Source organism: Flavobacterium sp. (assembly GCF_036759525.1).
In the GTDB taxonomy this organism is placed as follows: domain Bacteria; phylum Bacteroidota; class Bacteroidia; order Flavobacteriales; family Flavobacteriaceae; genus Flavobacterium.
The window spans coordinates 57,450-82,106 of sequence record NZ_DAIOUN010000005.1 but is presented as its reverse complement, the minus strand read 5'-3'; the positions used below and the strand labels follow the sequence as shown (position 1 = coordinate 82,106).

The following is a 24,657-nucleotide window of genomic DNA, read 5'->3' as shown; positions in this document are numbered from 1 at the left end:
TAAATTTAAAATACCATTGAAAAGTATTTTCACAAAAATATCATTTATATTTTTAATTCTCTTTGTTTTTTATGCTTGTAATTCTGTAAAAAGAGTTCCCGAAGGCAAATCATTGTTAGCAAGTTCAGAAATTCTTGTTGACGGAAAAAAAGAAACCAAAGAAGAGATAACCGCCTACTTGGTACAAAAGCCAAACACTCAATTTTTAAAAGTACCATTCAGTTTATTCATTTACAACTGGGCGAACCCTAATCCCGATTCTACTTTTGCGGCAAAATACATTAACAACCCGAAAAAATTGGAACGGAAATCCAAGTTTTTGTCTCGCAAACAAGTTTACCGACTTGGAGAATCATTTTGGTACAAAGGGATTCATAACCTATTAAAGAATACCGGTGAAGCTCCAACTATAGTAGACGAAAACAAATCTTCAAAATCGTTATTACGATTGAGATCTTACTACTTTAATGAAGGCTATTTTAATGTTAAGGGTTCTGTGAAACATGACAGTATAGGGTTTAAAAAAATCAAAACTATCTATAATCTAACCTTGGGAAACCCCTATATTTTGGACAGCATTTATACCCGAATCAGTTCTCCTGATATTGATTCCTTATACTCCCAAGCCTCTAAATTTTCACTTTTAAAAACAGGCAACAGATACCAATCTTCGCATTTTGAAGAAGAACGTAACCGTTTAACTTCTTACTTTAGAAACAATGGTATTTACAACTTTCAACAAAACTACATAAACTATGACATAGACACTTTGTTAACCGGAAATAAAGCTAATGTTAATGTTGTTATAGGTGATTACTCCTACAGATCAGGAGACACGTTGGGCACTAAACCCTTTAAAATTTACAAGGTTAGTGAAATCAATATTTTTACAGATAGTCCATCATCCAAAAACAGAACAAAAATTGCCGATTCTGTTACCTACAACAATTACAATCTTTACAGTACAGACAAATTAAAATACAAACCAAGGGCTCTTACTGATGCCGTATTTATTACAAAAGGCGGCATATATGCCGATTACAAAAACAATCTTACTTCGCGGGCTTTAAGTAATCTCAAAGTTTTTGCGTATCCTTCCATACAATATGAAGTAGACCCTAACGATAGTTTAAACCAATCATTAATTGCTAACATTTACTTGAGCCCTCGAAAGAAATATAGCTTTGGTGCCTCATTTGATGTAACCCATTCCAACATACAAGATTTTGGTGTAACCGGGAACTTATCAGTATCTATTCGTAATTTATTTAATGGTGCTGAGACACTGGAAATTGCAGGACGAGGAAACATTGGTTCATCCAGAGATATGGCCAATCCTAGAGATAATTTTTTTAACATTTCGGAATACGGTGCGGATATGCGATTGAATTTCCCCAGAGTATTTTTCCCCTTTAAAACCGACCGAATTATTCCTAAAGAAATGATTCCTTCCACTCAAATAAGTATGGGTTTTGCCAAACAGCAAAATATCGGACTAGACAAAGAAAATTTGACCGGAGCTTTAACCTACAATTGGACTCCCAAACGATACAATTCGGCTCGACTTGATTTATTTAACATTCAATATGTCAAAAACATCAATGTGAGCAACTATTTCAACGTATATCGTTCCTCTTACAGGGCTCTAAATGAAATTGCACAGAATTATCCTTTAGACCCCCTTTATCTTAATGAAAGTGGTAATCTGTTAATTGATTTTGGTACCAATGGTTTTTTGAATGAAGTTTTGGGAGAAAATCCAACTATTACCCCCACTCCCTCGGACCTACAAACCATTCGAAGCATCAATGAAAGAAAAAATCGCCTCTCTGAAAACAATTTAATTTTAGCTTCTAATTACAGTTTCTCAAAAACCACAAAAACCAATCTTTTGGATAATAATTTTTATGTATTGAGAGCTAAAATTGAATCAGCAGGAAATGTACTTTCCCTACTGGCCAAAGCATCCAATCAACCGGTAAATCTCAATGGGAACCGTACAATTTTTGACATCGAATTCTCTCAGTATATCAAAACAGAATTTGAATTTATAAAACATTTTGATCTCAAGAACAACACTGTTTTTGCGACACGCTCTTTTGTGGGAATTGCTATTCCGTATGGAAATTCGAACAACATACCATTTTCAAGAAGTTATTTTGCAGGTGGTACCAACGACAACAGAGCCTGGAGACCCTATAGTTTAGGTCCAGGGAGTAGTGGTGCTCAAAATGATTTCAACGAAGCAAATTTAAAAATAGCCCTAAATGCAGAACTTCGATTTAAAGTTTTTGGGAAATTCAGAGGAGCTATCTTTACAGATGTTGGAAATATTTGGAACGTTTTAGATAATGTCAAAGACGAATCATCCCGATTTACAGGTCTGCAATCATTAAGAGACTTGGCAGTTGGAACCGGTTTAGGTGTTCGTTATGATTTTGGATTTGTTGTGGCCCGTTTCGACCTTGGTTTCAAAGCTTACAACCCTGCCAATGATATAAAAAACAGATGGTTTAGAGAAACGAATTTTAGTAATTCCGTATTAAATGTTGGTATAAATTATCCCTTCTAACCTGTATGTTAAGATAATTTTTTTTAAACGATTTGTTACTAATAATTTTACTAAACCTATTTTAATTATTATTTTTGTTCACTCAATATAACTATATACAAGATGTCACACAATATTAAACCAGGAGTTGCCACCGGAGATCAAGTTCAAGAAATTTTTAATTATGCGAAACAAAAAGGATTTGCACTTCCCGCTGTTAATGTTATTGGTTCAAGCACTATAAATGGTGTGTTAGAAACGGCTGCCAAGCTTAATGCTCCCGTAATTATCCAATTTTCAAATGGTGGTGCCGCATACAATGCCGGTAAAGGTCTTTCAAACGAAGGTCAAAAAGCAGCTATTGCAGGAGCTATTGCCGGAGCCAAACATGTTCACACCTTGGCTGAAACTTACGGAGCAACAGTAATTTTACACACAGACCATTGTGCAAAAAACTTATTACCCTGGATAGATGGTTTACTTACGGCATCTGAAGAACATTTTGCTCAAACCGGCAAACCTTTATTTTCTTCTCACATGATCGATTTATCTGAAGAACCTCTTGAAGAAAACATCCATATTTGTAAAGAATATCTAACCCGAATGAGTAAGATGGGAATGACTTTAGAAATTGAATTGGGTGTAACCGGAGGCGAAGAAGACGGAGTAGACAATACAGATGTAGACAGTTCAAAACTATATACACAACCCGAAGAAGTGAGTTATGCCTACGAAGAACTCATGAAAGTAAGTCCAAAATTTACCATTGCCGCAGCTTTTGGAAACGTACACGGTGTATACAAACCCGGGAATGTTAAACTAACACCTATAATTCTTAAAAATTCACAAGAATACATTCAAAGTAAATTTAATACGGGTTCAAACCCCATCGACTTTGTTTTTCACGGCGGTTCAGGTTCAACTTTAGAAGAAATTAGAGAAGCTATTTCTTATGGCGTTATTAAAATGAACATTGATACCGATTTACAGTTTGCTTTTACCGAAGGTATAAGAGATTATATGACGGGTAAAATTGACTATTTAAAAACCCAAATTGGAAGTCCGGACGGGCCCGATTCTCCAAATAAAAAACATTACGACCCCAGAAAATGGATACGTGAGGGTGAAATTACTTTTAACAAACGTTTAGAGCAAGCTTTTGCAGACCTCAACAACGTAAATACTTTATAAAGATTGGACTAAAGTTTCAGGCTAATGTTTATAACCTGAAACTTGAAACCAGAAACACTATAACCTTAAACTAATAAAAATGGCTTGGTTTAAAAGAACAGAAAAAGGAATTCAAACTGCAACAGAGGATAAAAAAGACGTTCCGAAAGGACTTTGGTACAAATCTCCAACCGGTAAAATAATTGACCAGGATGAATTAGCCAAAAACCTATGGGTAAGCCCAGAGGACGACTTTCATGTACGTATAGGAAGTAAAGAATACTTCGAAATATTATTTGACAACAACGAATTCAAAGAACTTGACGCCAAAATGACCGCCAAAGACCCTTTGAAATTTGAGGACACCAAAAAATATTCCGATCGTTTAAAAGATGCCATTGAAAAAACCGGTTTAAAAGATGCCGTTCGTACTGCCGTAGGAAAATCTAAAGGCAAGGACTTGGTAGTTTGTTGTATGGACTTTGCTTTTATTGGAGGCTCTATGGGTGCGGTAGTTGGTGAAAAAATAGCACGAGGTATTGATTATTCCATCAAAAATAAAGTGCCGTTTATGATGATTTCAAAATCGGGAGGTGCACGAATGATGGAAGCGGCATATTCTTTAATGCAATTGGCCAAAACCTCAGCAAAACTTGCTCAATTAGCCGATGCTAAAATTCCGTATATATCACTTTGTACCGATCCAACAACCGGAGGGACAACAGCTTCATATGCGATGTTAGGTGATGTAAACATTGCTGAGCCCGGAGCTTTAATTGGTTTCGCAGGACCTAGAGTTGTTAAAGATACCACCGGAAAAGATTTACCCGAAGGTTTTCAAACCTCCGAATTTGTTTTAGAACATGGTTTCTTGGATTTTATAACTCATCGAAAAGAGTTAAAAGAAAAAGTAAATTTATTTTTAGATTTAATTCAAAACCAAGACATTAGATAAAAAAAATCCCGTTAATTCGGGATTTTTTATTAGCTCTATTATTAAATCACAACAACTCTAAAACCGTTATGAGAAATCAATCTTATTCCAAAATTTATAGAACAATGCATTGGAGTCTTGCTCTTACTCTTATTTTGATTCTCTTAACCGTTTTTTTGAGAATGACTTGGATGAACAAAGACCATATGGCAGCAATCATTGAAAACTTTTTAACAGAAAAAGGCACCTCCAATCTATCAAAAGAGGAGTTGATTGTACTTGCAAAACAAATCAGAAAACCCATGTGGGATTGGCATATTTATCTGGGCTATATTTGCACCGGACTATTTGCAGTAAGACTTCTATTGCCCACTTTCAATCAAATGCCTTTTCCAAATCCGTTCCAAAAGAATTTAAGTAGGAAAGAAAAGATTCAATTTGGCATTTACACTGCATTTTATCTAGGAATCACTATTTCATTAATAACCGGATTACTACTAAAATTTGGCCCAAAGCACACCAAAGATTTAATAGAAACCATCCATAAATTATCCTTATACTACGTTATACCTTACCTGATTATTCATGTAGGTAGCGTAATTTGGGCCGAGTTTACCAACGACAGCGGTATAGTCTCAAGAATTATTAGCGGAAAAAAAACAAAATAGCAATTACAAACCACTTCTGATAGCTTCTACGGGATCGAGTCTGGATGCTGAAAAAGCCGGGATAATCCCCGAAATTAGTCCAATAAATCCAGCCAATCCGGTACCAAGAACTAGGTTTCCAAAACTTAAAACAAATTCAAAATCCATAAGTTTAGAAAGTAACATTGCCGTTATCCAAACAAAAACAAGTCCAATTAATCCACCAATAACCGAAAGTATAACCGATTCAAATAAAAACTGAAAGAGAATAAATCTGTTTTTTGCTCCTAGTGATTTTTGAATTCCAATTAAGTTAGTGCGTTCTTTTACAGATACAAACATAATATTGGCAATTCCGAAACCACCTACAAGTAAAGAAAATCCGGAAATAATCCACCCCACCACATTCATTTGACCCACAATATTATCTATAAAATCCGTAAATCCGGATAGGACATTAATAAAAAAATTATCTTCCTCTGAAGCTTTGATGCCACGATAATTACGCAATTTTTGAGTGATTTCACCTTTAAATTGCTCCATATCAATCCCTTTTTGAGGTTTAATCAGAATTGCCGGGGTAAGCATGCTACTGTTTTCTCCATACAACCTTCGAATAAAATTCATAGGTATAAAAACCGCATTATCTCTACTATCTCCAAAAGTTGAAAATCCTTGTTTTTTTGTAACCCCAATCACGGTAAAACGTTGACCATACAATCGAACTTTTTTCCCTATTGCTTTTTCAAATGAATCAAAAAGTCCGTTTGCAACTTCATAACCCAAAATTATAACAGCAGTACCCGAATTGGATTCAGACTCATTAAAAAACCGGCCTTGGTCTATTTTTACACCATCAATTCCGTCAAATTCATTGGTTGTAGGTGTAACCCGAACAGCACTTACCGTTTTGTCTTCAAATTTTATATTTTCATTACGGGTAAAAAGATTAAAGGCCATTTTATCTACTCCATTAACCGACCTTTTAAGGTATTCAAATTCTTCATAGGTTACATTTGGAAATTGTTCGCGTTTCCAACGAGGTACTTCGGTAGGACCAAAAGAAAAACGCAATAAATAAATGGTGTTTTTATCCAAATCACCCAAATCGGCTTTAATTTTTTGATCTAAAGAATCTACCGCTGCTAAAACAGCAATAATCGAAAAAATTCCAATAGTTACTCCCAATAGCGATAAAAAAGTACGCAATTTATTGTTTCGCAATGCATTCATTGCAAAACTAAAACTTTCTTTAAGCAACCTCAAGTAAAGCAGCATATCTTGATTTCTAAGACTAATTGCACTATAGGTAACCTTATTGTAAAAATTGTTACACTTAATGCACAAAAGATTCATTCATCTTACTAAGAAATGAAGTTTATCCTTCTATTTTCTTCAAAAAGTAATGTCGTAATCCTTTGTCATTTAAATTGACAAATAGTACTTTTGCACCTTCAAAAATCAACAACACAATGACAACTACAAAAACCATTCAATCGGCTTTAATTTCGGTATTTGACAAAACCGGACTTGAGAGCATTGTAAAACAACTGCATAAGCAAAATGTAACCCTTTATTCAACCGGTGGCACCGAAGAATTTATTAAAAACCTAGGAATTCCGGTAGTTCCGGTAGAAGATGTAACGTCTTACCCATCAATTCTTGGAGGACGAGTAAAAACATTACATCCTAAAATATTTGGAGGTATTTTAAACCGTCAGGATCATACCGGAGATATAGAAGAAATGAAAGCCTTTGAAATTCCGCAAATCGATTTGGTTATAGTAGACTTGTATCCTTTTGAAAAAACCGTGGCATCGGGAGCTTCAGAAGAAGACATCATTGAAAAGATTGATATTGGTGGCATCTCACTAATTCGGGCAGCTGCCAAAAATTTCAAAGACACAGTAATTGTTGCCTCTGTAAACGAATATGGATTTCTTTTGAATTTACTAACTACCCAAAACGGAGAAACAACACTCGAACAAAGACGATTATTGGCTACAAAAGCTTTTCATGTTTCTTCTCATTATGATACGGCCATTTTTAACTACTTTAACACTGATGAAACGGTTTATAAAGAAAGTATCGACAACGGTCAAGTACTTCGATATGGAGAAAATCCGCATCAAAAAGGTTTTTTCTTTGGCGATTTTGACAAAATGTTTACCAAATTACATGGTAAAGAATTATCATACAACAATTTATTAGATGTTGATGCTGCTGTGAATTTGATTTTGGAATTTAAGGAAAACGAACCCACTTTTGCTATTTTAAAACACAATAATGCGTGCGGTTTAGCTACAAGAAGTTCCATGAAAGAAGCGTATCTAGATGCTTTGGCAGGCGACCCAACTTCTGCTTTTGGGGGAGTTTTGATTGCAAATGGAACTATTGATAAAGAAACCGCTTTAGAAATAAATCAACTTTTTTGTGAAGTGGTGATTGCTCCTAGTTTTGAAGAAGATGCCGTAACCATCTTGCAAGAAAAGAAAAACCGAATTATTTTAGTTCAACACGATGTTGAATTACCAACAAAACAAATCAGAACCTGTTTGAACGGTTTGCTCATTCAAGATAAAAACAACACAACAGACAATAAAGAAGGTTTAAAAAACGTTACCCTTTTATCACCTACTAATCAAGAAATTGAAGATTTGATTTTTGCCTCAAAAATTTGTAAAAACACCAAATCCAACACAATTGTTTTAGCCAAAAACGGGCAATTAATTGCATCCGGTACCGGACAAACCTCGCGTGTTGATGCTTTAAAACAAGCCATAGAAAAAGCCAATTCTTTTCAATTTGATTTATCGGGTGCGGTAATGGCCAGTGACGCTTTTTTCCCTTTTCCGGATTGTGTGGCAATAGCTCACCATGCAGGAATAACCGCTGTAATCCAGCCTGGTGGCTCCATAAAAGACGAATTAAGCATAGACTATTGCAATGAAAATAAAATTGCAATGGTATTTACCGGAACACGTCATTTTAAACATTAATTTTTTTACCTTTGTACGTTAAATAAAATTTATATCAACCTAACTAACCCTAAACAAACGTATGGGATTTTTTGATTTCATGACCGAGGACATCGCAATTGACCTTGGTACCGCAAATACCTTGATTATTCATAATGACAAAGTTGTTATTGATTCTCCTTCTATCGTGGCTCGAGACCGAATTTCGGGGAAGATTATTGCCGTTGGTAAAGAGGCTAATTTGATGCAAGGTAAGACACATGAAAACATAAAAACCATTCGTCCATTAAAAGACGGAGTTATTGCTGATTTTGATGCTTCAGAAAAAATGATCAGCATGTTTATTAAAAGCATTCCGGCTTTGAAAAAGCGATTGTTTACACCCGCTCTTCGTATGGTAGTTTGTATACCTTCGGGAATTACAGAGGTAGAAATGCGGGCCGTAAAAGAATCTTGTGAACGGGTAAATGGTAAGGAGGTCTATTTGATTCACGAACCTATGGCCGCTGCAATTGGAATTGGGGTAGATATCATGCAACCCAAAGGAAACATGATTGTTGATATTGGAGGTGGTACTACCGAAATTGCGGTTATCGCTCTGGGCGGAATTGTCTGTGATAAATCGGTAAAAATTGCAGGTGACGTTTTTACCAATGATATTGTGTATTACATGCGTACGCAACACAACTTATTTGTGGGTGAAAGTACAGCCGAAAAAATAAAAATTGAAATAGGTGCCGCAATAGAGGAATTAGACACACCACCAGATGAAATGTCTGTTCAAGGTAGAGACTTACTTACCGGAAAACCCAAACAAGTTGATGTTTCTTACCGCGAAATTGCCAAAGCCTTGGACAAATCTATTCAACGTATAGAAGATGCTGTGATGGAAACCTTGTCTCAAACCCCACCCGAACTAGCAGCCGACATTTACAATACCGGAATTTATTTAGCCGGTGGAGGATCTATGCTTCGCGGTTTAGATAAAAGAATTTCATTAAAAACCGATTTACCGGTTTATATTGCCGAAGACCCTTTGAGAGCCGTGGTGAGAGGAACTGGTATTGCATTGAAAAACATCACTAAATTCAGGAGCATATTAATTAAATAATCATTTTACTGATATTTAATTTTCTAACTCAAAACCTGACACTGAATTATGCAGCAAATATTCAATTATATTTTAAAAAACAGTACTAAGCTACTGTTTTTGCTGCTTTTAACCATTTCGTTATCACTTACCATTCAGTTTCACTCCTTTCACAGAAGCAAAATCATCAATTCTGCCAACTTTGTTACGGGTGGAGTTTATGAACGGATTAACTCGGTTAATGAATATTTGAATTTAAAAACCGAAAATGAAGGTTTAGCTAATGAAAACGCCCGTTTAAAAAGCCTACTTTACAATTTAAAAGATACCACCAAGACGATTGACAATGAGCTTTTGAGCAGTTTTGGAAATTACAATGTAATTCAATCCAAAATAATCAACAACAGCTACAATGTTCATGAAAACTTTTTAACTATCAATTCCGGTACCGCAAAAGGAGTAAAACCGGATATGGGAGTTGTAAACAGTAAAGGAATCATTGGAATAGTTGAAAACACTTCCAAAAACTATGCAACTGTAATTAGTGTGCTACACGTGAAGTCGCAAATTAATGCCAAAATCAAAAAAACCAATCATTTTGGCACTTTAACCTGGAATGGAAAAAATACCGGTTATGTGCAATTGATAGACGTACCGCGTTTGGCCTCGGTAAAAAAAGGGGATACAATTGTAACGGGAGCTCAATCTATCATTTTTCCGGAAAACATAAACATTGGTACCATTCACAAAATATACACCGATAATAAAACAAATTACTTCACCATTGATGTTAAATTGTTTAATGACATGACTAGTCTCGGACACGTGTATATAATTGAAAACAAAGATCGAACTGAAATCTTAAAATTAGAAGCTCAAACATCAGATGAATAGTGCACTACTTTACAATATTGCCCGTTTTATTTTGCTGATTTTGGCTCAAGTTGCTATTTTCAATAAATTCAACTTTTTAGGATACATAAACCCCTACCCCTACGTTCTTTTTATTCTTTTATATCCGGTAAACAGTAATAAAAATGGATTACTGTTAGCTAGTTTTTTATTAGGCATCACCATGGACATGTTTAGTAACTCCGGAGGTGTACATGCTGCTGCATGTGTTACATTGGCTTACTTACGTCCTTCATTTTTTAAATTTTCTTTTGGTTTGAGTTACGAATATCAAACTGTAAAAATAAACGACAGGCTTACCCCGGAACGCTTTTCGTTTTTACTCATAGCTGTTTCTACACACCATTTAATATTATTCTTGCTGGAAATATTTAGATTTAGTTTTTTTTGGAATATCTTGTTACGAACTATTTTGAGTACTATATTTACGCTATTGCTGTGTATTTTACTAATTTACTTATTTAAGCCCAACAAAAATTGAGAAAGACCATACTTCCCGGATTAATCATTTTTGGAACCATTGCCATATTGGTTAGGCTATTCTATTTGCAAATTATTGATGAATCGTACAAATTAAAATCAGAAAATAATGCTATAAAAGTAGTTTACGAGTACCCGGAGCGTGGCTATATTTACGACCGTAACGGAAAACTATTGGTTGCCAATCAACCGTCCTATGACATTATGGTGGTTCCCAGAGAAATTAAAAATTTGGACACGTTAGAATTTTGTAAACTTTTAAGTATTACAAAAGAAGAGTTCAACTCCAAACTCAAAAAAGCTACCATTTACAGTCCAAGATTACCTTCTGTATTTTTAGCACAACTCAACAAAAAAGAATATGCCGCATTTCAAGAAAAAATAAGAAAATTTGAAGGTTTTTACATCCAAAAAAGATCTTTGAGAGATTATCAAGTGAATGTTGCGGCCAATGTTTTTGGATTCATCACGCAAGTAAATCAAAACATTATTGAAAAAAACCCGTACTATAGACCCGGTGATTTAATTGGTAAACAAGGAGTTGAAGAATATTATGAAGATATCCTTAGAGGACAAAAAGGCGTAAAACGCATTCAACGAGATAAATTCAACCGAGACATTGGGCCTTACAAAGAAGGTATTTATGATACGATATCAAAGCAAGGAGACGACATAACCTTATCTTTAGATATTGAACTTCAAAAATATGGTGAACTTTTAATGCAAAACAAAAGAGGCGGTATAGTAGCTATAGAGCCTAAAACGGGTGAAATTTTAGCTTTAATTTCAGCACCTACTTATGATCCGGCTCTTTTAGTGGGAAGACAACGGTCTAAAAACTATACAATGCTTCACAACGACAGCATTGCCAAACCTCTATATGACAGAGGATTACTAGCTGAATACCCTCCAGGTTCCCCTTTCAAGATATTAACCGCATTGATTGGTCTTCAAGAGGAAGCTATAGACGAACAAACCACATTCTTTTGCAGAAGGGGTTTTAGCTATGGAAATCGATTTATGAAATGCCATGATTCCGGTGGATTTAGCTTAAACAATGGTATGTATAGTTCTTGCAACACTTATTTTGCCAATACCTATAGAAAAATCATTGAAAAATATCCTAAACCAGCCTACGGTGTAGATGCTTGGAGTAATCATTTAAAAAGTTTTGGGCTTGGTAATTTTATGGGATACGATTTACCTCAAGGAAGAAGAGGTAATGTACCTACGTCCAAACTATATGACAAATATTATTCGGCTGGCGGATGGCGAAGTACAACTATTATTTCAAACTCTATTGGACAAGGTGAAGTATTAATGACACCTATTCAATTGTGCAATGTAATGTGTGCGGTAGCCAACCAAGGCTATTATTACACCCCTCACATCATTAAAAAAATTAAAAATCGAAATATAGACCCTAAGTTTACAACAAAACATCAAACCACTATTGATCAACAATATTTTCCCCCGGTTATAAATGGATTATTTGATGTGTATAATAAAGGTACAGCTTCCAGACTTCAGGTTCAAGGCCTTGAGATTTGTGGAAAAACCGGAACTGCTGAAAATTTTACCAAAATAAACGGTAAAAGAGTACAGCTAACAGACCATTCCATTTTTGTAGCGTTTGCTCCTAAAGATGACCCAAAAATTGCCATTGCAGTATTTGTTGAAAACGGATATTGGGGTGCACGTATTGCAGGTCCAATAACAAGCTTAATGATTGAAAAATACATTAAAGGGAAGATAACCCGAACCGATTTGGAAAAAAGAATGTTAGAATCTAGTTTGGAGAAAGAATATGCAAAAGTTATAAGTGGGCAACCCTTCTCAATTAATTTATAATGAAAAACCAGAGTGTTACCAGTAATTTAGATTGGATTTCGGTATTATTATATCTCCTATTGGTTGTAATGGGTTGGTTGAATATTTTTTCTACTTCTATTCCAATTGAATTTGACACTTTTGAATTTGATCAGTATTACGGTAAACAACTTATTTTCATTCTTCTAACTATTCCGGTTATTGTAGTGGTGCTTTCGATAGACGCAAAAATTTATGAAAAGTTCTCTTTAGTGTTCTATGCTGTTGGAATTCTATTACTATTGGGGTTATTTGTCTTTGGAAAAACAGTCAAGGGTCAAACCAACTGGTATGGTATAGGTTCCTTTGGTTTTCAACCTTCGGAGTTTGTAAAAACAGCTACTTCATTATTATTGGCAAAATATTTAAGTGATTCACAGGTCTTTCTTAAAAACCTCAATCATCAATTATTTGCTTTTGGAATAATCTTTTTACCGGTGTTATTAATTCTCATGCAGCCCGATGCAGGTAGTGCTATGATTTTCTTTTCTCTTGTTTTGGTTTTAAACAGAGAAGGATTGCCTGAATGGTATTTATGGACCGGTTTTTTTGCAATAGTATTATTTTTTTCTTCATTACTCATACAACCTTTGTATGTGATTTTAGGAATTGTGGTACTCATGATTTTCCATTATTTAAGAGCTCGGAGGGTAGACCGAATTGCCATTGGCTATCTTATCGTTTTCATAGCAGCTACTTCTTTTGTATTATCCGTAGACTTTGTTTTTGAATCGGTTTTAGAGCCGCATCAAAAGGATAGAATAAATGTGTTGTTTGATGATACGATTGACAAAAAAAATGAAGGCTACAACCTAAATCAATCTATGATTGCCATAGGATCTGGAGGTTTAATTGGCAAAGGATTTATGGAAGGCACCCAAACCAAAGGGGGGTTTGTGCCGGAACAGCATACCGATTATATCTTTACTACAGTTGGAGAGGAATGGGGATTTATAGGATCTGCGGTTGTTATTCTAATTTTTGTATCACTCCTATTGCGTATCATTTATTTGGCTGAAAATCAGAAAACAAAATTTAGTAGAATTTACGGTTATTGTGTTGCCTCTATTTTATTCACACACTTTTTTGTAAACATAACCATGCTCATTAAGCTCTTTCCCACAATAGGTGTTCCTTTACCCTTCTTTTCTTATGGAGGTTCAAGCTTGTGGGCGTTTACTATATTGCTTTTCATTTTCTTAAAATTAGATGCAAACAAAGTAAATGAATGGTAATTACTTCCATTTCAATTCAACCATAACGGGAAAATGATCAGAAGGATAGATTCCTGAAAAGTGATTGTTTAAAACCGCATATTTGGAGACATTGAATCCGCTTTTTGAAATAAAAATATAATCAATTTCTTTAAACTTTTTTAAAGTAAAATCAAAAGCATTAAAGGTGCCTCCGGAATTAAACAATACTTTTGAAAGTCTCTTGGTATCCGAGTAGCGTGCTTTTAAAAAAGCAATAGGAGATGAATCCGGCTCTAAATTAAAATCACCCATGAGTACAACCGGATAATGCATTGTATTGTATTTTTGAATTGTTTCATGAATTAAAGCTACACTATTTTCTCTGGCAACCGTTCCCACATGATCAAAATGGGTATTGAAAACCCAAAATTTCCTTTGCGTTTTTAAATCCAAAAAAAGAGCATAAGTACATATCCTATTTAAAGCAGCATCCCAACCTTTGGAAACAACCTTTGGAGTTTCAGACAACCAAAAAGTTCCGTTTTGCAATACTTCAAACCGATTTGTATTGTAAAAAATAGAACTATGCTCTCCCGTATTTTTGCCATCTCTACCTTCACCTAAAACAGAATAGGCAGGTAAAGCATTTTTAAGATTCTCTACTTGATGAGGCAAACCCTCTTGAATTCCAAAAATATCCGGTTGATAAAAATCCAATAAGGCAAACATATTGTTTTTTCTATTTGCCCAATTGGTATCACCATCTTGAGGAATATCGAGCCTAATATTATAGGTCATTGCTGTAAAAGATTGTCCAAAAATAAGACCCGAAAAAAACAAAAAACAAACACATCCCAATTTCTTTACTTTACCCATCATAATAACGCTTTTAAAACAGTTGAATTTTGTTCCAATTTTTCTTCTAATTCATCCTCTAAAGTAGGAAAAAAATCAATCCCGGTAACCCGTTCAATTTCATCAACAGAAACTACAAAATCAAAAATCGAATTTGAAGCTTCTTTATGTGGAATCAAAAAACCTACCATCACAGGATTTTTATCAGTTGGAATAAAAACAATTTTATAAAAATAATTGGGTACAGCAACATTTTCAAAACCAATATTTAATAAATCTGAAGTCAAAACACCACCAGTTACAACATATAACGTGGTATACTTTTGACTCCAATACCTAACTTTTTGCTCCAATCGATTCCAAATACCAGAATTAAATTGGGGCAACTGGGGAGAAACATTTGAGGTTAAAAAAGTAGATTCAAAAGCTTCTTTTGAAAACTTCATATCGCCTGCCGGACAAAGATGTCCTTTATCATAACCCGAATTTTTATAGTTTCTCCAATGTGCCGATCGGGTTTTCACTTTAGGGTCTTCATTAAAATAGGGTCTTTCATAATTTCCTACTCCCATTGGAAACGAAGTCAATTTATAGGCTACCCATTCTGCTTGTTCGTGTTCCTCTGAATACGATAAAGCATAATAAGGATGTTGAATTATAACTCCGGTTGTAGAAGTAGGATAAAAATCAAAATCACTTTCTAAAGTGTTTTTTTGCTGAACCTTTGATTCAAATACACATGAATTTAAAACCAAGATTCCGACAAAAAGACATCCCATTCTGAAAATCATAGCAATAAGTTAAAGATTAGTACTGTTAAAATTGATTTTGTATCTTTGTAAAAGTAACTAAATTAAATGTATTGCCCATGAAAACCAAATTGATTCTAGTATTTGCCCTATTACTTCAATTTTATATTAGTAATGCCCAAGAAATTCCAACTGTAAAAGACAGTATTCCAAACGCTACCTTAGACCAAGAACAATTGGAAAAGTCAAAAATTGAAGCCGAAAAAGAAGCAAAAAAAGCCGAAAAGGAAGCTGAGAAAGCTCGCAAAGAAAAAGAAAAATTAGAGCGTGAAAAGTTAGACTTGGAAAAGAAAAAATTAAAGTCACAACAAAATGCTGAAAAAGCTGCTTTACGAGCTCAAAAAGCGGAAGAGAAAAGACTTAAAGCCCAAGAAAAAGCATTTAAAGCCGAGGAAAAGAGAAGAACAAAGGCTCTAAAGCAAGATTCTAAAGTGAGTAAAACCAAAGATAAAATAGCGAAAGCAAAAATTAAACTGGAACGAAATAGAGTTAAGTTTGAAGAAAAAAAATTAAAAGGCAAAATGAGTCCGGTTGATATAAGTAAAAATGAAATTAAACTCAACAAAGAAGAACTTAAAATAAAAGAACTCGAAATCCAACTCGAAAAAGAAGAAAGAGAACTTAAACGATTGAAAATTTAACCCAATGCCCCAAATAGTAAAAACCATTTGGGGCATTTTTTTTGTAATTCAATTTCTAAGTTTTTACATCTAGGGCATCCCGCAGGGCATTTCCACACATCATAAAAGCCAAAGTGATTAGCATTATAGCTATCCCGGGAACCAAAGCCAAATAAGGTTTTCCCAACACAATATAATTGTAGTGATCTTTTATCATACCGCCCCAACTGGGAATGGGTGGTTGTGCTCCTAATCCCAAAAAACTAAGACCGCTTTCAACTAAAATTGCAGAAGCAAAATTGGCCGCTGAAATTACAATAATAGGAGCCATGATGTTAGGTAAAATATGATTAGCAATAATCCGAAAATCTGAAAACCCCAAAGCTTTAGCGGCGGTAACATACTGCATTTCTTTAACACTAATTATTTGACCTCTCACAACTCGGGCTACTTCAACCCACATAGTTAAACCTACAGCCACAAATACCTGCCAAAATCCTTTACCTAATGCCAAAGTAATAGCAATAACCAATAATAAGGTAGGAATAGACCAAATCACATTGACCAACCACATCACAAATGCATCCCATTTTCCTCCGAAATACCCTCCAACAGAACCAAAAAACAATCCCAATACAATTGAAATAAAAACAGCTACAAACCCTATGGATATTGAAACACGAGAACCAACTAACATTCGGCTCAACATATCTCTGCCGTATTTATCGGTTCCCAAATAAAATGTGCGTTTTTGTATTAATTCATCTTCAACTGATTGAAACGATTTAAAACCCGGAAACTGATTCAATAATAACTCTTTGGTTTGAGCCATACTTGAATCTTCTGAATATTCCTGATAAACTAATTTTTGATTTTGAATTTTATAAGAAAGTATAGGTATTTCGGTACCATTTAAAGTTTGTCCGGTAAAACAATCTCGCCATGACTTAGGAGTTATCTCCTCTTGGGGTAAAAAAAGCATCAAAGTTGAAAATCCGGGTGGTTTAGAATGAATTGAAAGATGCATTTGATTGGCATTTTCAGAGTTATCAGGTGCCAAAACATAGGCAAATACAGCTATTAGAAACATCAGTAATATGTAACCAAAACTAAAAACACCCCAAATATTCTTGCGGAATTTTTGAAGTGCTATAGCTGTTAAGGATTGATTTGAACCTGACATGAATAAAACATTCTGCTTTGAGTTCAAAGATACACTTTGTACATTATGATTTTACAACTTTTTCTTTTTTCTTTAAATTAATCTGTCCTTTTGGAACCGGTTTAGATTGCAAATCATCCAAAACATTGAGAGCTTCTTCTACATAAATATCTTTGGATAAATTTTCAAACCAACGCTCTCTTTTTTCACGAAATGATTCGTCTTTTTTCATCACTACCTCATCTTCAGGTATAGGTTTAAACACGAGATTATTTTGATAGTCAGAAATAGGTTTAAAGGATTTGGTCTCAGACTCAAGTTTTTCTTGCTCCTCTTTAAATTTATTTAAATTTAGAGAATACACATAAGTATCTCTTCTGTTTTTAGTCCATACTGCATTTTGATCTATCAACTGAAAATGTTCGTTTTGAGCCATTCTTGACTTACTGTTTTCGAGTGCTTTTTCAAAATTTACCTGTTTATCCCAAACAGAATAATTAGCCGGATCTATTTTACTCCAAGGCATTGCATTTTCTATGTCTCTTTCTCCAATGTTAATGTAAGAATACCTGTCGGGCATAATAACATCACTTGTAACACCCTCCAATTGAGTTGACCCTCCGTTAATTCGGTAAAACTTTTGAGTAGTTGTTTTAAGTGCTCCCAAATCGCCTACTGTATTTCCTCTAACAAATTGGTTTAAATCGATAACATTTTGAACGGTTCCTTTACCAAAAGTTTGTTTACTTCCTATTACAATACCTCTTTTGTAATCTTGAATTGCAGCAGCCAAAATTTCTGAAGCCGATGCAGAAAAGTTATTAACCATCACAACCAATGGCCCATCCCATTGAACTTTACCATCCCTATCATATAGAACCTCTTTTTGGGTTCCTGCCGATTTAATTTGTACCACCGGACCTTGTTCAATAAACAAACCTGTAATATCAACAACTGTTTTTAAGGATCCACCACCGTTGTCTCTTACATCCATTATGATTCCTTGAACACCTTGCTTTTTGAGACGTTCTACTTCAATAGCAACATCTTTTCCGGCATCTCTACTGTCTTTATTTTCAAAATCGATATAAAACTTAGGTAAATAAATGATACCGTATTTCATTCCGTTTCGTTCTACCACACTTGATTTGGCATACGTTTCTTCGGTTTCAACCATATCTCGAATCAAAGAAATTACTTTTTGAGTTCCATCTACTTTTTTTACGGTTAATCGAACTTCTGTTCCTTTAGGTCCTTTAATCTTTTTAACAATATTATCCAATCGCATCCCTACCACATCTTCAGGTTCCTTATCGCCTTGGGCTACTTTTAAGATTACATCTCCGGGTTCTAATTCTTTACCTCTCCAAGCCGGCCCACCCGAAATTAACTCGGTAATTTCGGTAAAATCATTTTTCTTTTGCAAACGAGCCCCTATACCTTCAAACTTCCCACTAATACTTACATCAAAACGTTCTTTATCATCAGGAGCCATATAATTGGTATGCGGATCAAAACGAGAGGCAATAGCATTAACGAAAATGCCAAACCAATCATTTCGCTCCAAATCTTTGATGAAAGTGAAATAATCATCTAAAGATTTAAGAGAACTCTCTCGAGTTTCCTTTTCTAAATCTTCATAGCTTTTTACTTTGTGTTCCGGATTTTCTTTTTTCTGATCTTCTTCAAACTTTAATTTATCATATAATGAAGATAATGTAGACAACTTAATTTGTTTTCTCCAACGCTCTTTCAGCTCTGCTGAATTTTGGGCATACGGGAGTTTATCATATTCGGTATTAATAGTTTCATCTACCTTATAATCAAAGGGTTTGTCTAAAATTTCTTTATAGTATTTCTGACTTTGAGTCATTCTTTCCAAATACAACTCATAAGCCAAATTGAAAAAAGTTAAATCTTTATTTTTAATCTGATCGTCAATCTTGGTTTCATATTTGGCCAATTTATCCAGATCTGATTGTAAAAAAAATCGTTTAGAAGGATCTAATGCATCTAAAAAATCTTTGTAAATACCCTTAGACAAATTATCATCTATAGCTGCCGGATCGTAATGACCCCGCTCAATAACAAAAGTGAGAAGCTCCAACAACAATTTATCTCGCTCGGGATTGGAATTTTCTTTTTTATAATTTTCGGTTGCTTTGAATGCCAATAACGCCACCGACAGAACAACTGTCAGTATAACTAACTTGAAATTTCTTCTCATAAATTTTAAAATTGTATTCATTTTTTCTATTTACATGACATAAAAATCATGCCAGCATCAAAGTTTGTGTGATTTTTTGTAAAATAATCGGAAAATTATCAGATTACCAAACAAAGTTATGAATTTGTAACGTAGTCAATTCTTAAAAATAGTTAATTTTGTTACTCTTTGTGGGAATCTCCAATATGTAGATTAAATTTGTTTTCCCAGAAACACACATTTGTATGAAAAAAAAACCGCTCATTTTAGTAACCAATGATGATGGTATTTCGGCTCCCGGTTTGCGTAACTTAATTGCTGTAATGAAAGAATTGGGCGATGTGGTTGTGGTAGCTCCTGATAGCCCTCAAAGTGCAATGGGTCATGCCATAACCATTAACAATACGCTATTTATAAATCGGGTACATTTTGACCCCGATTTAAATGAAGAATACAGTTGCTCCGGAACTCCTGTAGATTGTGTCAAACTGGCTGTAAATGAAATTTGCAAACAAAAACCCGACTTATGCGTTTCGGGAATCAATCACGGTTCTAACTCCTCTATCAATGTAATCTATTCCGGTACCATGAGTGCCGCAGTTGAAGCCGGCATAGAAGGAATTCCAGCCATTGGTTTTTCGCTTTTAGATTACGATTGGAATGCCAATTTTGAACCCGCAAAAGAAATTATCAAAACTATAGCCCAAGAGGTTTTAAGCCAAGGTTTGCCTGATGGGGTAATTTTGAATGTAAATTTTCCTAAAATTGAAAAATTCAAGGGAGTCCGAATCTGTAGACAAGCTAAAGCTTTTTGGAAAGAAGAATTCGACAAAAGAAAAACACCTCAAGGCAAAGATTATTATTGGCTAACCGGCGAATTTATAAATATGGATAATGGTGAAGACACAGACGAATGGGCACTCAAAAACGGTTTTGTATCCGTTGTACCGGTTCAATTTGATTTGACAGCCCATCATGCCATTCAAAAATTGAACACTTACAAATTTTAGCATCATGAAAGAAGTTAAATTTATAATACTGGGATTGATTATTGGAATAACATGTGCTTTCATTGGCTCGTATTTGTTTATTCAATTTTTTACAGCATACGAATTTTGGCCGGGAATACAAGCTTTAAAAGCTCAAAAGTCTCTGGGCAAATTGATAGCTCTAGGAGCTGTACCCAATCTCATTGTATTTTTTATTTTATTAAAACTCAACAAGGAACTTATGGCACGAGGTGTCGTATTGGCCACGCTTCTTATTACCTTAATTACTTTATTTGTTTAAAATGAAATATTACATCATAGCCGGTGAAGCATCGGGTGACCTACATGGTTCCAACCTGATTAAAGCTCTAAAATCAAAAGACCCCAATGCCGAGATAAGATGCTGGGGCGGCGATTTGATGCAAAAAGCCGGTGGAAATTTAGTAAAACACTACAAAGAACTTGCTTTTATGGGGTTTGCAGAAGTTTTGTTTAACTTAAATACCATCCTCAAAAATATTTCTTTTTGTAAAAATGATATTGTAAAATTTAACCCAGATGTACTTATTTTTATTGACTATCCCGGGTTTAATATGCGAATTGCAAAGTGGGCCAAAAAACGTCAGATACCCACTCACTACTATATTTCACCTCAAATTTGGGCTTGGAAAGAAAACCGAATCAAAGCCATAAAAAGAGATTTTGACCAACTGTATGTCATACTTCCATTTGAAAAGGATTTTTACGAAAAAAAACATCAATTCCCCGTTGAGTTTGTTGGGCATCCACTCATTGACGCCATAAATTCCCGAGAGAAAGTTGATGAAATCCAATTTAGAAAAGAACACAACTTAGATGAGAGACCCATTATTGCACTTTTACCCGGAAGCCGAAAACAAGAAATAAATAAGCTTCTGACTGAAATGCTAAGCATAGTTCCTGATTTTCCGAATTATCAATTTGTTATTGCCGGAGCACCAGGTCAAGATTTTGAATTTTATCAACAATTTTTAACCCAGAAAACCGTTCATTTTATATCCAACAAAACGTATGACCTTCTTAGCATTTCACATGCTGCTTTGGTCACATCCGGAACCGCTACTCTGGAAACCGCTTTATTCAAAGTACCGGAAGTAGTATGCTACAAAGGAAATTGGATATCCTATCAAATTGCCAAAAGAATTATTACGCTAAAATACATTTCTCTGGTAAATTTGATTATGGATGAAGAAGTGGTTTGCGAATTGATTCAAGACCAATGCAATAGAAACAATATAAAAAATGAACTTTCAAAAATTTTAGACGAAAATTACCGAAATAAACTCCAGAATAAATACCTCCTTTTAGAGGAAAAATTAGGCGGGGTTGGAGCAAGTGATAAAGTAGCTCATTTGATTTTGAAAAGTATTTCTTGATTCTAAAATCAGGTTTTAATAACTTTGTAAAAAATTATTTTTTGAATAAAACTTTATACATAATCGTTCTTTTATTGAGTTTGGTGGGTTGTAAACCCACTGCTTCGGTTATTGTTACCAGTAAAGAAGAGGCCAAAAGTAAAGGTCTTTACACTGAACCTCAAAATACGGCTACATTACCCAAAAATAATTTAAAATCAACTTCAAAAGGAATTGCAGAAACTAAAAAACAAGAAAGTACAAAATCCAAAAAAACAAAAATCTCAGAACCCGAAGACGATTACGAACCGGATAATGATGGTACTTCTTATTTTGTAAAACAACTCATTCACACGGCTCTTCAATATGACGGTGTTCGATACAGAGGTGGCGGTACTACCCCTGCAGGTATGGATTGTTCAGGTTTGGTATTTACGGTTTTCAAAGAGTTTGACATTACTCTGCCTCGCAGTTCCAATGATATGGCCAAAGTGGGTAACAAACTAAAAACCTCTGAAATCAAAAAAGGAGATTTGGTTTTCTTTAGAACAAACGGTCGAAAAGTTATCAATCATGTGGGATTGGTAACCGAAGTTAAAGATGACGAAATATTGTTTATTCATTCTTCTGTTCAACGTGGGGTAATTATTTCTTCGACTAAAGAACCTTACTACCAAAGAACATTTGCTCAAGCCAATCGAATTCTTAGCAATGAATTAATGTAATTTGTAATTTTTTTCTTGTTTTTTTATTATCTTCGTCTGTATGAAGGTAATACGTTTTCCCCTTTTAATTTTTACCCTTTTTGTTGTTTTAGGGATTTGTCTTGCAGATCAATTTAGACCCTCTCTAAACACAACGTTTCTTGTGCTTTGGGGAAGTTGTATCCTTTTTGTATTGGGTTATTTTATAGCTCAAACAAAATTTAATCTTCGGTTTCTTTTTGGTTTAGCTACTTACCAACTGGCTTTTACTTTTGGGTTATTACTCTTTGCAGTGCATTACCCTCCCAATTTTAAAAGTCATTACTCCAATGATTTACATTATGATCAAGAGAAATCTTGGGTTGAAGGTATTATCACTGAAAAACTAAAACCTAATGCATATTCGAACAAATACTTTTTGAAAGTGAACTCTGTAAATGGTAAAATTTGCAGTGGTAAATTATTAGTAATTCTATCAAAAAAAGAAAGTACTAGCACCCTGCAAATAGGAGATAAAATCGTAGTTTCCTCCAAAATAAAACCCATAATTAAACCCCACAATCCTTATCAATTTGATTATTCCAGATATCTAGAAAAGAAAGATGTTTTTGATCAACTGTATTTGGAAAACAACAATTTTAAAATCATTGGGATACATAAAAACACGGCTTATTATCTAGAAAAAAGTAGAAATTCGATTGAGGAATATTTTAAAAATTCGGGATTAACAGAAGATCAATTATCAATTTGCAAAGCTTTATTAATTGGTCAAAAGCAAAACATCAATCCCGAAATAACAGATGCCTATTCAAAGTCGGGGGCTATACACATATTGGCTATTTCGGGATTGCATGTAGGGATATTATTGTTTTTGTTTAAAACCGTGTTAGATCCTTTAAAAAAAATCAAAAGAGGTCGTTTTATAACGGCAATTATTTTAGTAGTGTTACTTTGGTTGTTTGCACTTCTATCGGGATTATCTGCTTCTGTTGTTCGAGCTGTAACCATGTTTTCATTTGTCACAATAGGCATGTATCTCAAAAGGCATACAAATATTTACAACACTTTAGGTTCTTCAATTTTTATTCTGTTGTTATTTGAACCCAACTATGTTTTTGATGTAGGATTTCAGTTAAGTTATTGTGCTGTTTTGGCTATTGTAACAATTCAACCCTTATTATCATCTTGGTATCAACCTAAAAATAAAATTGCAAGCTACTTCTATTCGATTTTTACCGTTTCAATAGCTGCCCAACTTGGAGTATTACCTCTAAGTTTATATTATTTTCATCAATTTCCCGGCTTGTTTTTTATAACCAATTTAGCCGTCATACCATTAGTTACCTTAATTCTTATTTTAGGAATAATTTCCATTTTAGCATTCTACATTGGAATTCCATCATCGCTTGTAGTTCAAGCATTTGGAAAGACCATTAGCTTGATGAATGAGATTGTTCAAAAAATAGCCGCATTAGACACCTTTATATTTGAAGACATACCTTCAAATTTAGCCATTACAATTGCTTCGCTGATTCTTATTTTAATGGGAGTTATCTACTTTAAAAACCCGAAAAAATCAAATATCAAATTCATACTTATGGGATTGATTGGTTTTCAATTTGCTCTTTATGGCAGTATAGCATATCACAAAAGTCAAAGTGAATTTATAGTTTTTCAATATCCCCAAAAGACCATCATGGGAATTAAGGAAAATAACGAGTTGGTACTGATTAGTCCTGATACTATGGCTCTTACTAACTACATTATTAAAAACTATATCCGATCCAATTTTGCAACCGTTAAAAAAACCTTACCATTAAAAAACGTATACAGTATCAATAGGAATCAAATTTTATTGGTAGACCAAAACGGAATCTACTTCATTCCTCAAAAGCCCGATATTGTTATACTTACACAAACGCCCAAAATTAATCTTGAACGACTTATAGATACGCTCCAGCCTGAAATCATAATTGCAGATGGCAGTAACTATTTATATGCTATCGAACTGTGGAAAGAAACCTGTAGAAAAAAAAGTATCCCTTTTCACTCAACCAGCGAAAAAGGATACTTTAAGATTAAAATATAGGT

Annotated in this window: 21 protein-coding genes; 16 read left to right on the top strand and 5 right to left on the bottom strand. The window is 34.4% G+C overall.

Going from position 1 to position 24,657, the window contains the following annotated elements; genetic code table 11:
* Window positions 1-16: 16 nt before the first annotated feature.
* The 4 genes from tamL to V7M80_RS05825 all read left to right on the top strand — a co-directional run bounded on the left by tamL (window position 17) and on the right by V7M80_RS05825 (window position 5,323).
* Entirely contained in the window at window positions 17-2,572 is a 2,556-nt protein-coding gene (gene tamL / locus V7M80_RS05840; protein ID WP_333694687.1) for a translocation and assembly module lipoprotein TamL, read from the top strand.
* A gap of 102 nt (window positions 2,573-2,674) precedes the next feature.
* Entirely contained in the window at window positions 2,675-3,742 is a 1,068-nt protein-coding gene (gene fbaA, locus V7M80_RS05835) for a class II fructose-bisphosphate aldolase (protein ID WP_333694686.1), read from the top strand.
* Window positions 3,743-3,821: 79 nt separating this feature from the next.
* Window positions 3,822-4,676 carry an acetyl-CoA carboxylase, carboxyltransferase subunit beta gene (accD, locus tag V7M80_RS05830; RefSeq protein ID WP_333694685.1) on the top strand — a complete coding sequence of 285 codons (855 nt, stop codon included), beginning with the start codon at window positions 3,822-3,824 and terminating at the stop codon, window positions 4,674-4,676.
* Window positions 4,677-4,744: 68 nt separating this feature from the next.
* Window positions 4,745-5,323, top strand: a complete 579-nt coding sequence (locus tag V7M80_RS05825) for a cytochrome b/b6 domain-containing protein (protein ID WP_333694684.1) — start codon at window positions 4,745-4,747, stop codon at window positions 5,321-5,323.
* A gap of 3 nt (window positions 5,324-5,326) precedes the next feature.
* On the opposite strand, the gene V7M80_RS05820 is transcribed toward V7M80_RS05825, so the two are convergent.
* Complete coding sequence (locus tag V7M80_RS05820) at window positions 5,327-6,580, bottom strand: ABC transporter permease (RefSeq protein WP_333694683.1); 1,254 nt, start codon at window positions 6,578-6,580, stop codon at window positions 5,327-5,329.
* A 194-nt stretch (window positions 6,581-6,774) separates the two neighbouring features.
* Here V7M80_RS05820 and purH point away from each other — a divergent pair, with 194 nt between their 5' ends.
* The 6 genes from purH (at window position 6,775) to rodA (ending at window position 13,866) form a co-directional block, all read left to right on the top strand.
* The gene (gene purH, locus V7M80_RS05815; RefSeq protein ID WP_333694682.1) at window positions 6,775-8,301 is read left to right on the top strand and encodes a bifunctional phosphoribosylaminoimidazolecarboxamide formyltransferase/IMP cyclohydrolase; all 1,527 of its coding nucleotides are present in this window, start codon (window positions 6,775-6,777) and stop codon (window positions 8,299-8,301) included.
* Window positions 8,302-8,362: 61 nt separating this feature from the next.
* Window positions 8,363-9,391 (top strand): rod shape-determining protein, encoded by a 1,029-nt coding sequence (locus V7M80_RS05810; protein WP_333694681.1) that lies wholly within the window; start codon window positions 8,363-8,365, stop codon window positions 9,389-9,391.
* A gap of 48 nt (window positions 9,392-9,439) precedes the next feature.
* Window positions 9,440-10,264, top strand: a complete 825-nt coding sequence (gene mreC / locus V7M80_RS05805; RefSeq protein WP_333694680.1) for a rod shape-determining protein MreC — start codon at window positions 9,440-9,442, stop codon at window positions 10,262-10,264.
* Entirely contained in the window at window positions 10,257-10,763 is a 507-nt protein-coding gene (locus V7M80_RS05800) for a rod shape-determining protein MreD (RefSeq protein ID WP_333694679.1), read from the top strand. Before mreC ends, V7M80_RS05800 begins: the two co-directional genes overlap by 8 nt.
* On the top strand, window positions 10,760-12,613 hold the full coding sequence (mrdA, locus tag V7M80_RS05795; protein ID WP_333694678.1) for a penicillin-binding protein 2: 1,854 nt from the start codon (window positions 10,760-10,762) through the stop codon (window positions 12,611-12,613). Before V7M80_RS05800 ends, mrdA begins: the two co-directional genes overlap by 4 nt.
* The gene (gene rodA / locus V7M80_RS05790) at window positions 12,613-13,866 is read left to right on the top strand and encodes a rod shape-determining protein RodA (RefSeq protein WP_333694677.1); all 1,254 of its coding nucleotides are present in this window, start codon (window positions 12,613-12,615) and stop codon (window positions 13,864-13,866) included. The genes mrdA and rodA overlap by 1 nt, the downstream gene beginning before the upstream one ends.
* On the opposite strand, the gene V7M80_RS05785 is transcribed toward rodA, so the two are convergent.
* Window positions 13,867-14,706: an endonuclease/exonuclease/phosphatase family protein gene (locus V7M80_RS05785; protein WP_333694676.1), complete on the bottom strand. Its 840-nt coding sequence runs from the start codon at window positions 14,704-14,706 to the stop codon at window positions 13,867-13,869.
* Entirely contained in the window at window positions 14,703-15,473 is a 771-nt protein-coding gene (locus tag V7M80_RS05780; RefSeq protein ID WP_333694675.1) for a DNA/RNA non-specific endonuclease, read from the bottom strand. Before V7M80_RS05780 ends, V7M80_RS05785 begins: the two co-directional genes overlap by 4 nt.
* Before the next feature lie 77 nt (window positions 15,474-15,550).
* Here V7M80_RS05780 and V7M80_RS05775 point away from each other — a divergent pair, with 77 nt between their 5' ends.
* Window positions 15,551-16,132, top strand: a complete 582-nt coding sequence (locus V7M80_RS05775; RefSeq protein ID WP_333694674.1) for a hypothetical protein — start codon at window positions 15,551-15,553, stop codon at window positions 16,130-16,132.
* Between the two features lie 55 nt (window positions 16,133-16,187).
* On the opposite strand, the gene V7M80_RS05770 is transcribed toward V7M80_RS05775, so the two are convergent.
* Complete coding sequence (locus tag V7M80_RS05770; protein ID WP_333694673.1) at window positions 16,188-17,294, bottom strand: ABC transporter permease; 1,107 nt, start codon at window positions 17,292-17,294, stop codon at window positions 16,188-16,190.
* Window positions 17,295-17,337: 43 nt separating this feature from the next.
* Window positions 17,338-19,521: a carboxy terminal-processing peptidase gene (locus V7M80_RS05765; protein WP_333694672.1), complete on the bottom strand. Its 2,184-nt coding sequence runs from the start codon at window positions 19,519-19,521 to the stop codon at window positions 17,338-17,340.
* A 203-nt stretch (window positions 19,522-19,724) separates the two neighbouring features.
* On the opposite strand from V7M80_RS05765, the gene surE reads away from it, so the two are divergent.
* The 5 genes from surE to V7M80_RS05740 are packed head-to-tail and all read left to right on the top strand — an operon-like array spanning window position 19,725 to window position 24,655.
* Window positions 19,725-20,489, top strand: coding sequence for a 5'/3'-nucleotidase SurE (surE, locus tag V7M80_RS05760; protein ID WP_333694671.1), 765 nt, complete (start codon window positions 19,725-19,727; stop codon window positions 20,487-20,489).
* Window positions 20,490-20,493: 4 nt separating this feature from the next.
* Entirely contained in the window at window positions 20,494-20,769 is a 276-nt protein-coding gene (locus V7M80_RS05755; protein ID WP_333694670.1) for a hypothetical protein, read from the top strand.
* 1 nt (window position 20,770) lies between these two features.
* Window positions 20,771-21,883 carry a lipid-A-disaccharide synthase gene (gene lpxB, locus V7M80_RS05750; RefSeq protein ID WP_333694669.1) on the top strand — a complete coding sequence of 371 codons (1,113 nt, stop codon included), beginning with the start codon at window positions 20,771-20,773 and terminating at the stop codon, window positions 21,881-21,883.
* A gap of 41 nt (window positions 21,884-21,924) precedes the next feature.
* Complete coding sequence (locus tag V7M80_RS05745) at window positions 21,925-22,587, top strand: C40 family peptidase (RefSeq protein WP_333694668.1); 663 nt, start codon at window positions 21,925-21,927, stop codon at window positions 22,585-22,587.
* Between the two features lie 40 nt (window positions 22,588-22,627).
* The gene (locus V7M80_RS05740) at window positions 22,628-24,655 is read left to right on the top strand and encodes a ComEC/Rec2 family competence protein (protein WP_333694667.1); all 2,028 of its coding nucleotides are present in this window, start codon (window positions 22,628-22,630) and stop codon (window positions 24,653-24,655) included.
* The last annotated feature ends 2 nt before the right edge of the window (window positions 24,656-24,657 follow it).

Excerpts from the sequence above, each read along its gene's own strand:
- V7M80_RS05820 (WP_333694683.1), bottom strand. The coding sequence starts at position 6,580 with ATGCTGCTTTACTTGAGGTTGCTTAAAGAAAGTTTTAGTTTTGCAATG.
- V7M80_RS05825 (WP_333694684.1), top strand. The coding sequence starts at position 4,745 with ATGAGAAATCAATCTTATTCCAAAATTTATAGAACAATGCATTGGAGT.
- V7M80_RS05780 (WP_333694675.1), bottom strand. The coding sequence starts at position 15,473 with ATGATTTTCAGAATGGGATGTCTTTTTGTCGGAATCTTGGTTTTAAAT.
- V7M80_RS05740 (WP_333694667.1), top strand. The coding sequence starts at position 22,628 with ATGAAGGTAATACGTTTTCCCCTTTTAATTTTTACCCTTTTTGTTGTT.
- surE (WP_333694671.1), top strand. The coding sequence starts at position 19,725 with ATGAAAAAAAAACCGCTCATTTTAGTAACCAATGATGATGGTATTTCG.
- V7M80_RS05800 (WP_333694679.1), top strand. The coding sequence starts at position 10,257 with ATGAATAGTGCACTACTTTACAATATTGCCCGTTTTATTTTGCTGATT.
- lpxB (WP_333694669.1), top strand. The coding sequence starts at position 20,771 with ATGAAATATTACATCATAGCCGGTGAAGCATCGGGTGACCTACATGGT.
- V7M80_RS05810 (WP_333694681.1), top strand. The coding sequence starts at position 8,363 with ATGGGATTTTTTGATTTCATGACCGAGGACATCGCAATTGACCTTGGT.
- mreC (WP_333694680.1), top strand. The coding sequence starts at position 9,440 with ATGCAGCAAATATTCAATTATATTTTAAAAAACAGTACTAAGCTACTG.
- V7M80_RS05785 (WP_333694676.1), bottom strand. The coding sequence starts at position 14,706 with ATGATGGGTAAAGTAAAGAAATTGGGATGTGTTTGTTTTTTGTTTTTT.
- V7M80_RS05775 (WP_333694674.1), top strand. The coding sequence starts at position 15,551 with ATGAAAACCAAATTGATTCTAGTATTTGCCCTATTACTTCAATTTTAT.
- V7M80_RS05770 (WP_333694673.1), bottom strand. The coding sequence starts at position 17,294 with ATGTCAGGTTCAAATCAATCCTTAACAGCTATAGCACTTCAAAAATTC.
- V7M80_RS05755 (WP_333694670.1), top strand. The coding sequence starts at position 20,494 with ATGAAAGAAGTTAAATTTATAATACTGGGATTGATTATTGGAATAACA.
- rodA (WP_333694677.1), top strand. The coding sequence starts at position 12,613 with ATGAAAAACCAGAGTGTTACCAGTAATTTAGATTGGATTTCGGTATTA.
- fbaA (WP_333694686.1), top strand. The coding sequence starts at position 2,675 with ATGTCACACAATATTAAACCAGGAGTTGCCACCGGAGATCAAGTTCAA.
- V7M80_RS05765 (WP_333694672.1), bottom strand. The coding sequence starts at position 19,521 with ATGAATACAATTTTAAAATTTATGAGAAGAAATTTCAAGTTAGTTATA.
- purH (WP_333694682.1), top strand. The coding sequence starts at position 6,775 with ATGACAACTACAAAAACCATTCAATCGGCTTTAATTTCGGTATTTGAC.
- accD (WP_333694685.1), top strand. The coding sequence starts at position 3,822 with ATGGCTTGGTTTAAAAGAACAGAAAAAGGAATTCAAACTGCAACAGAG.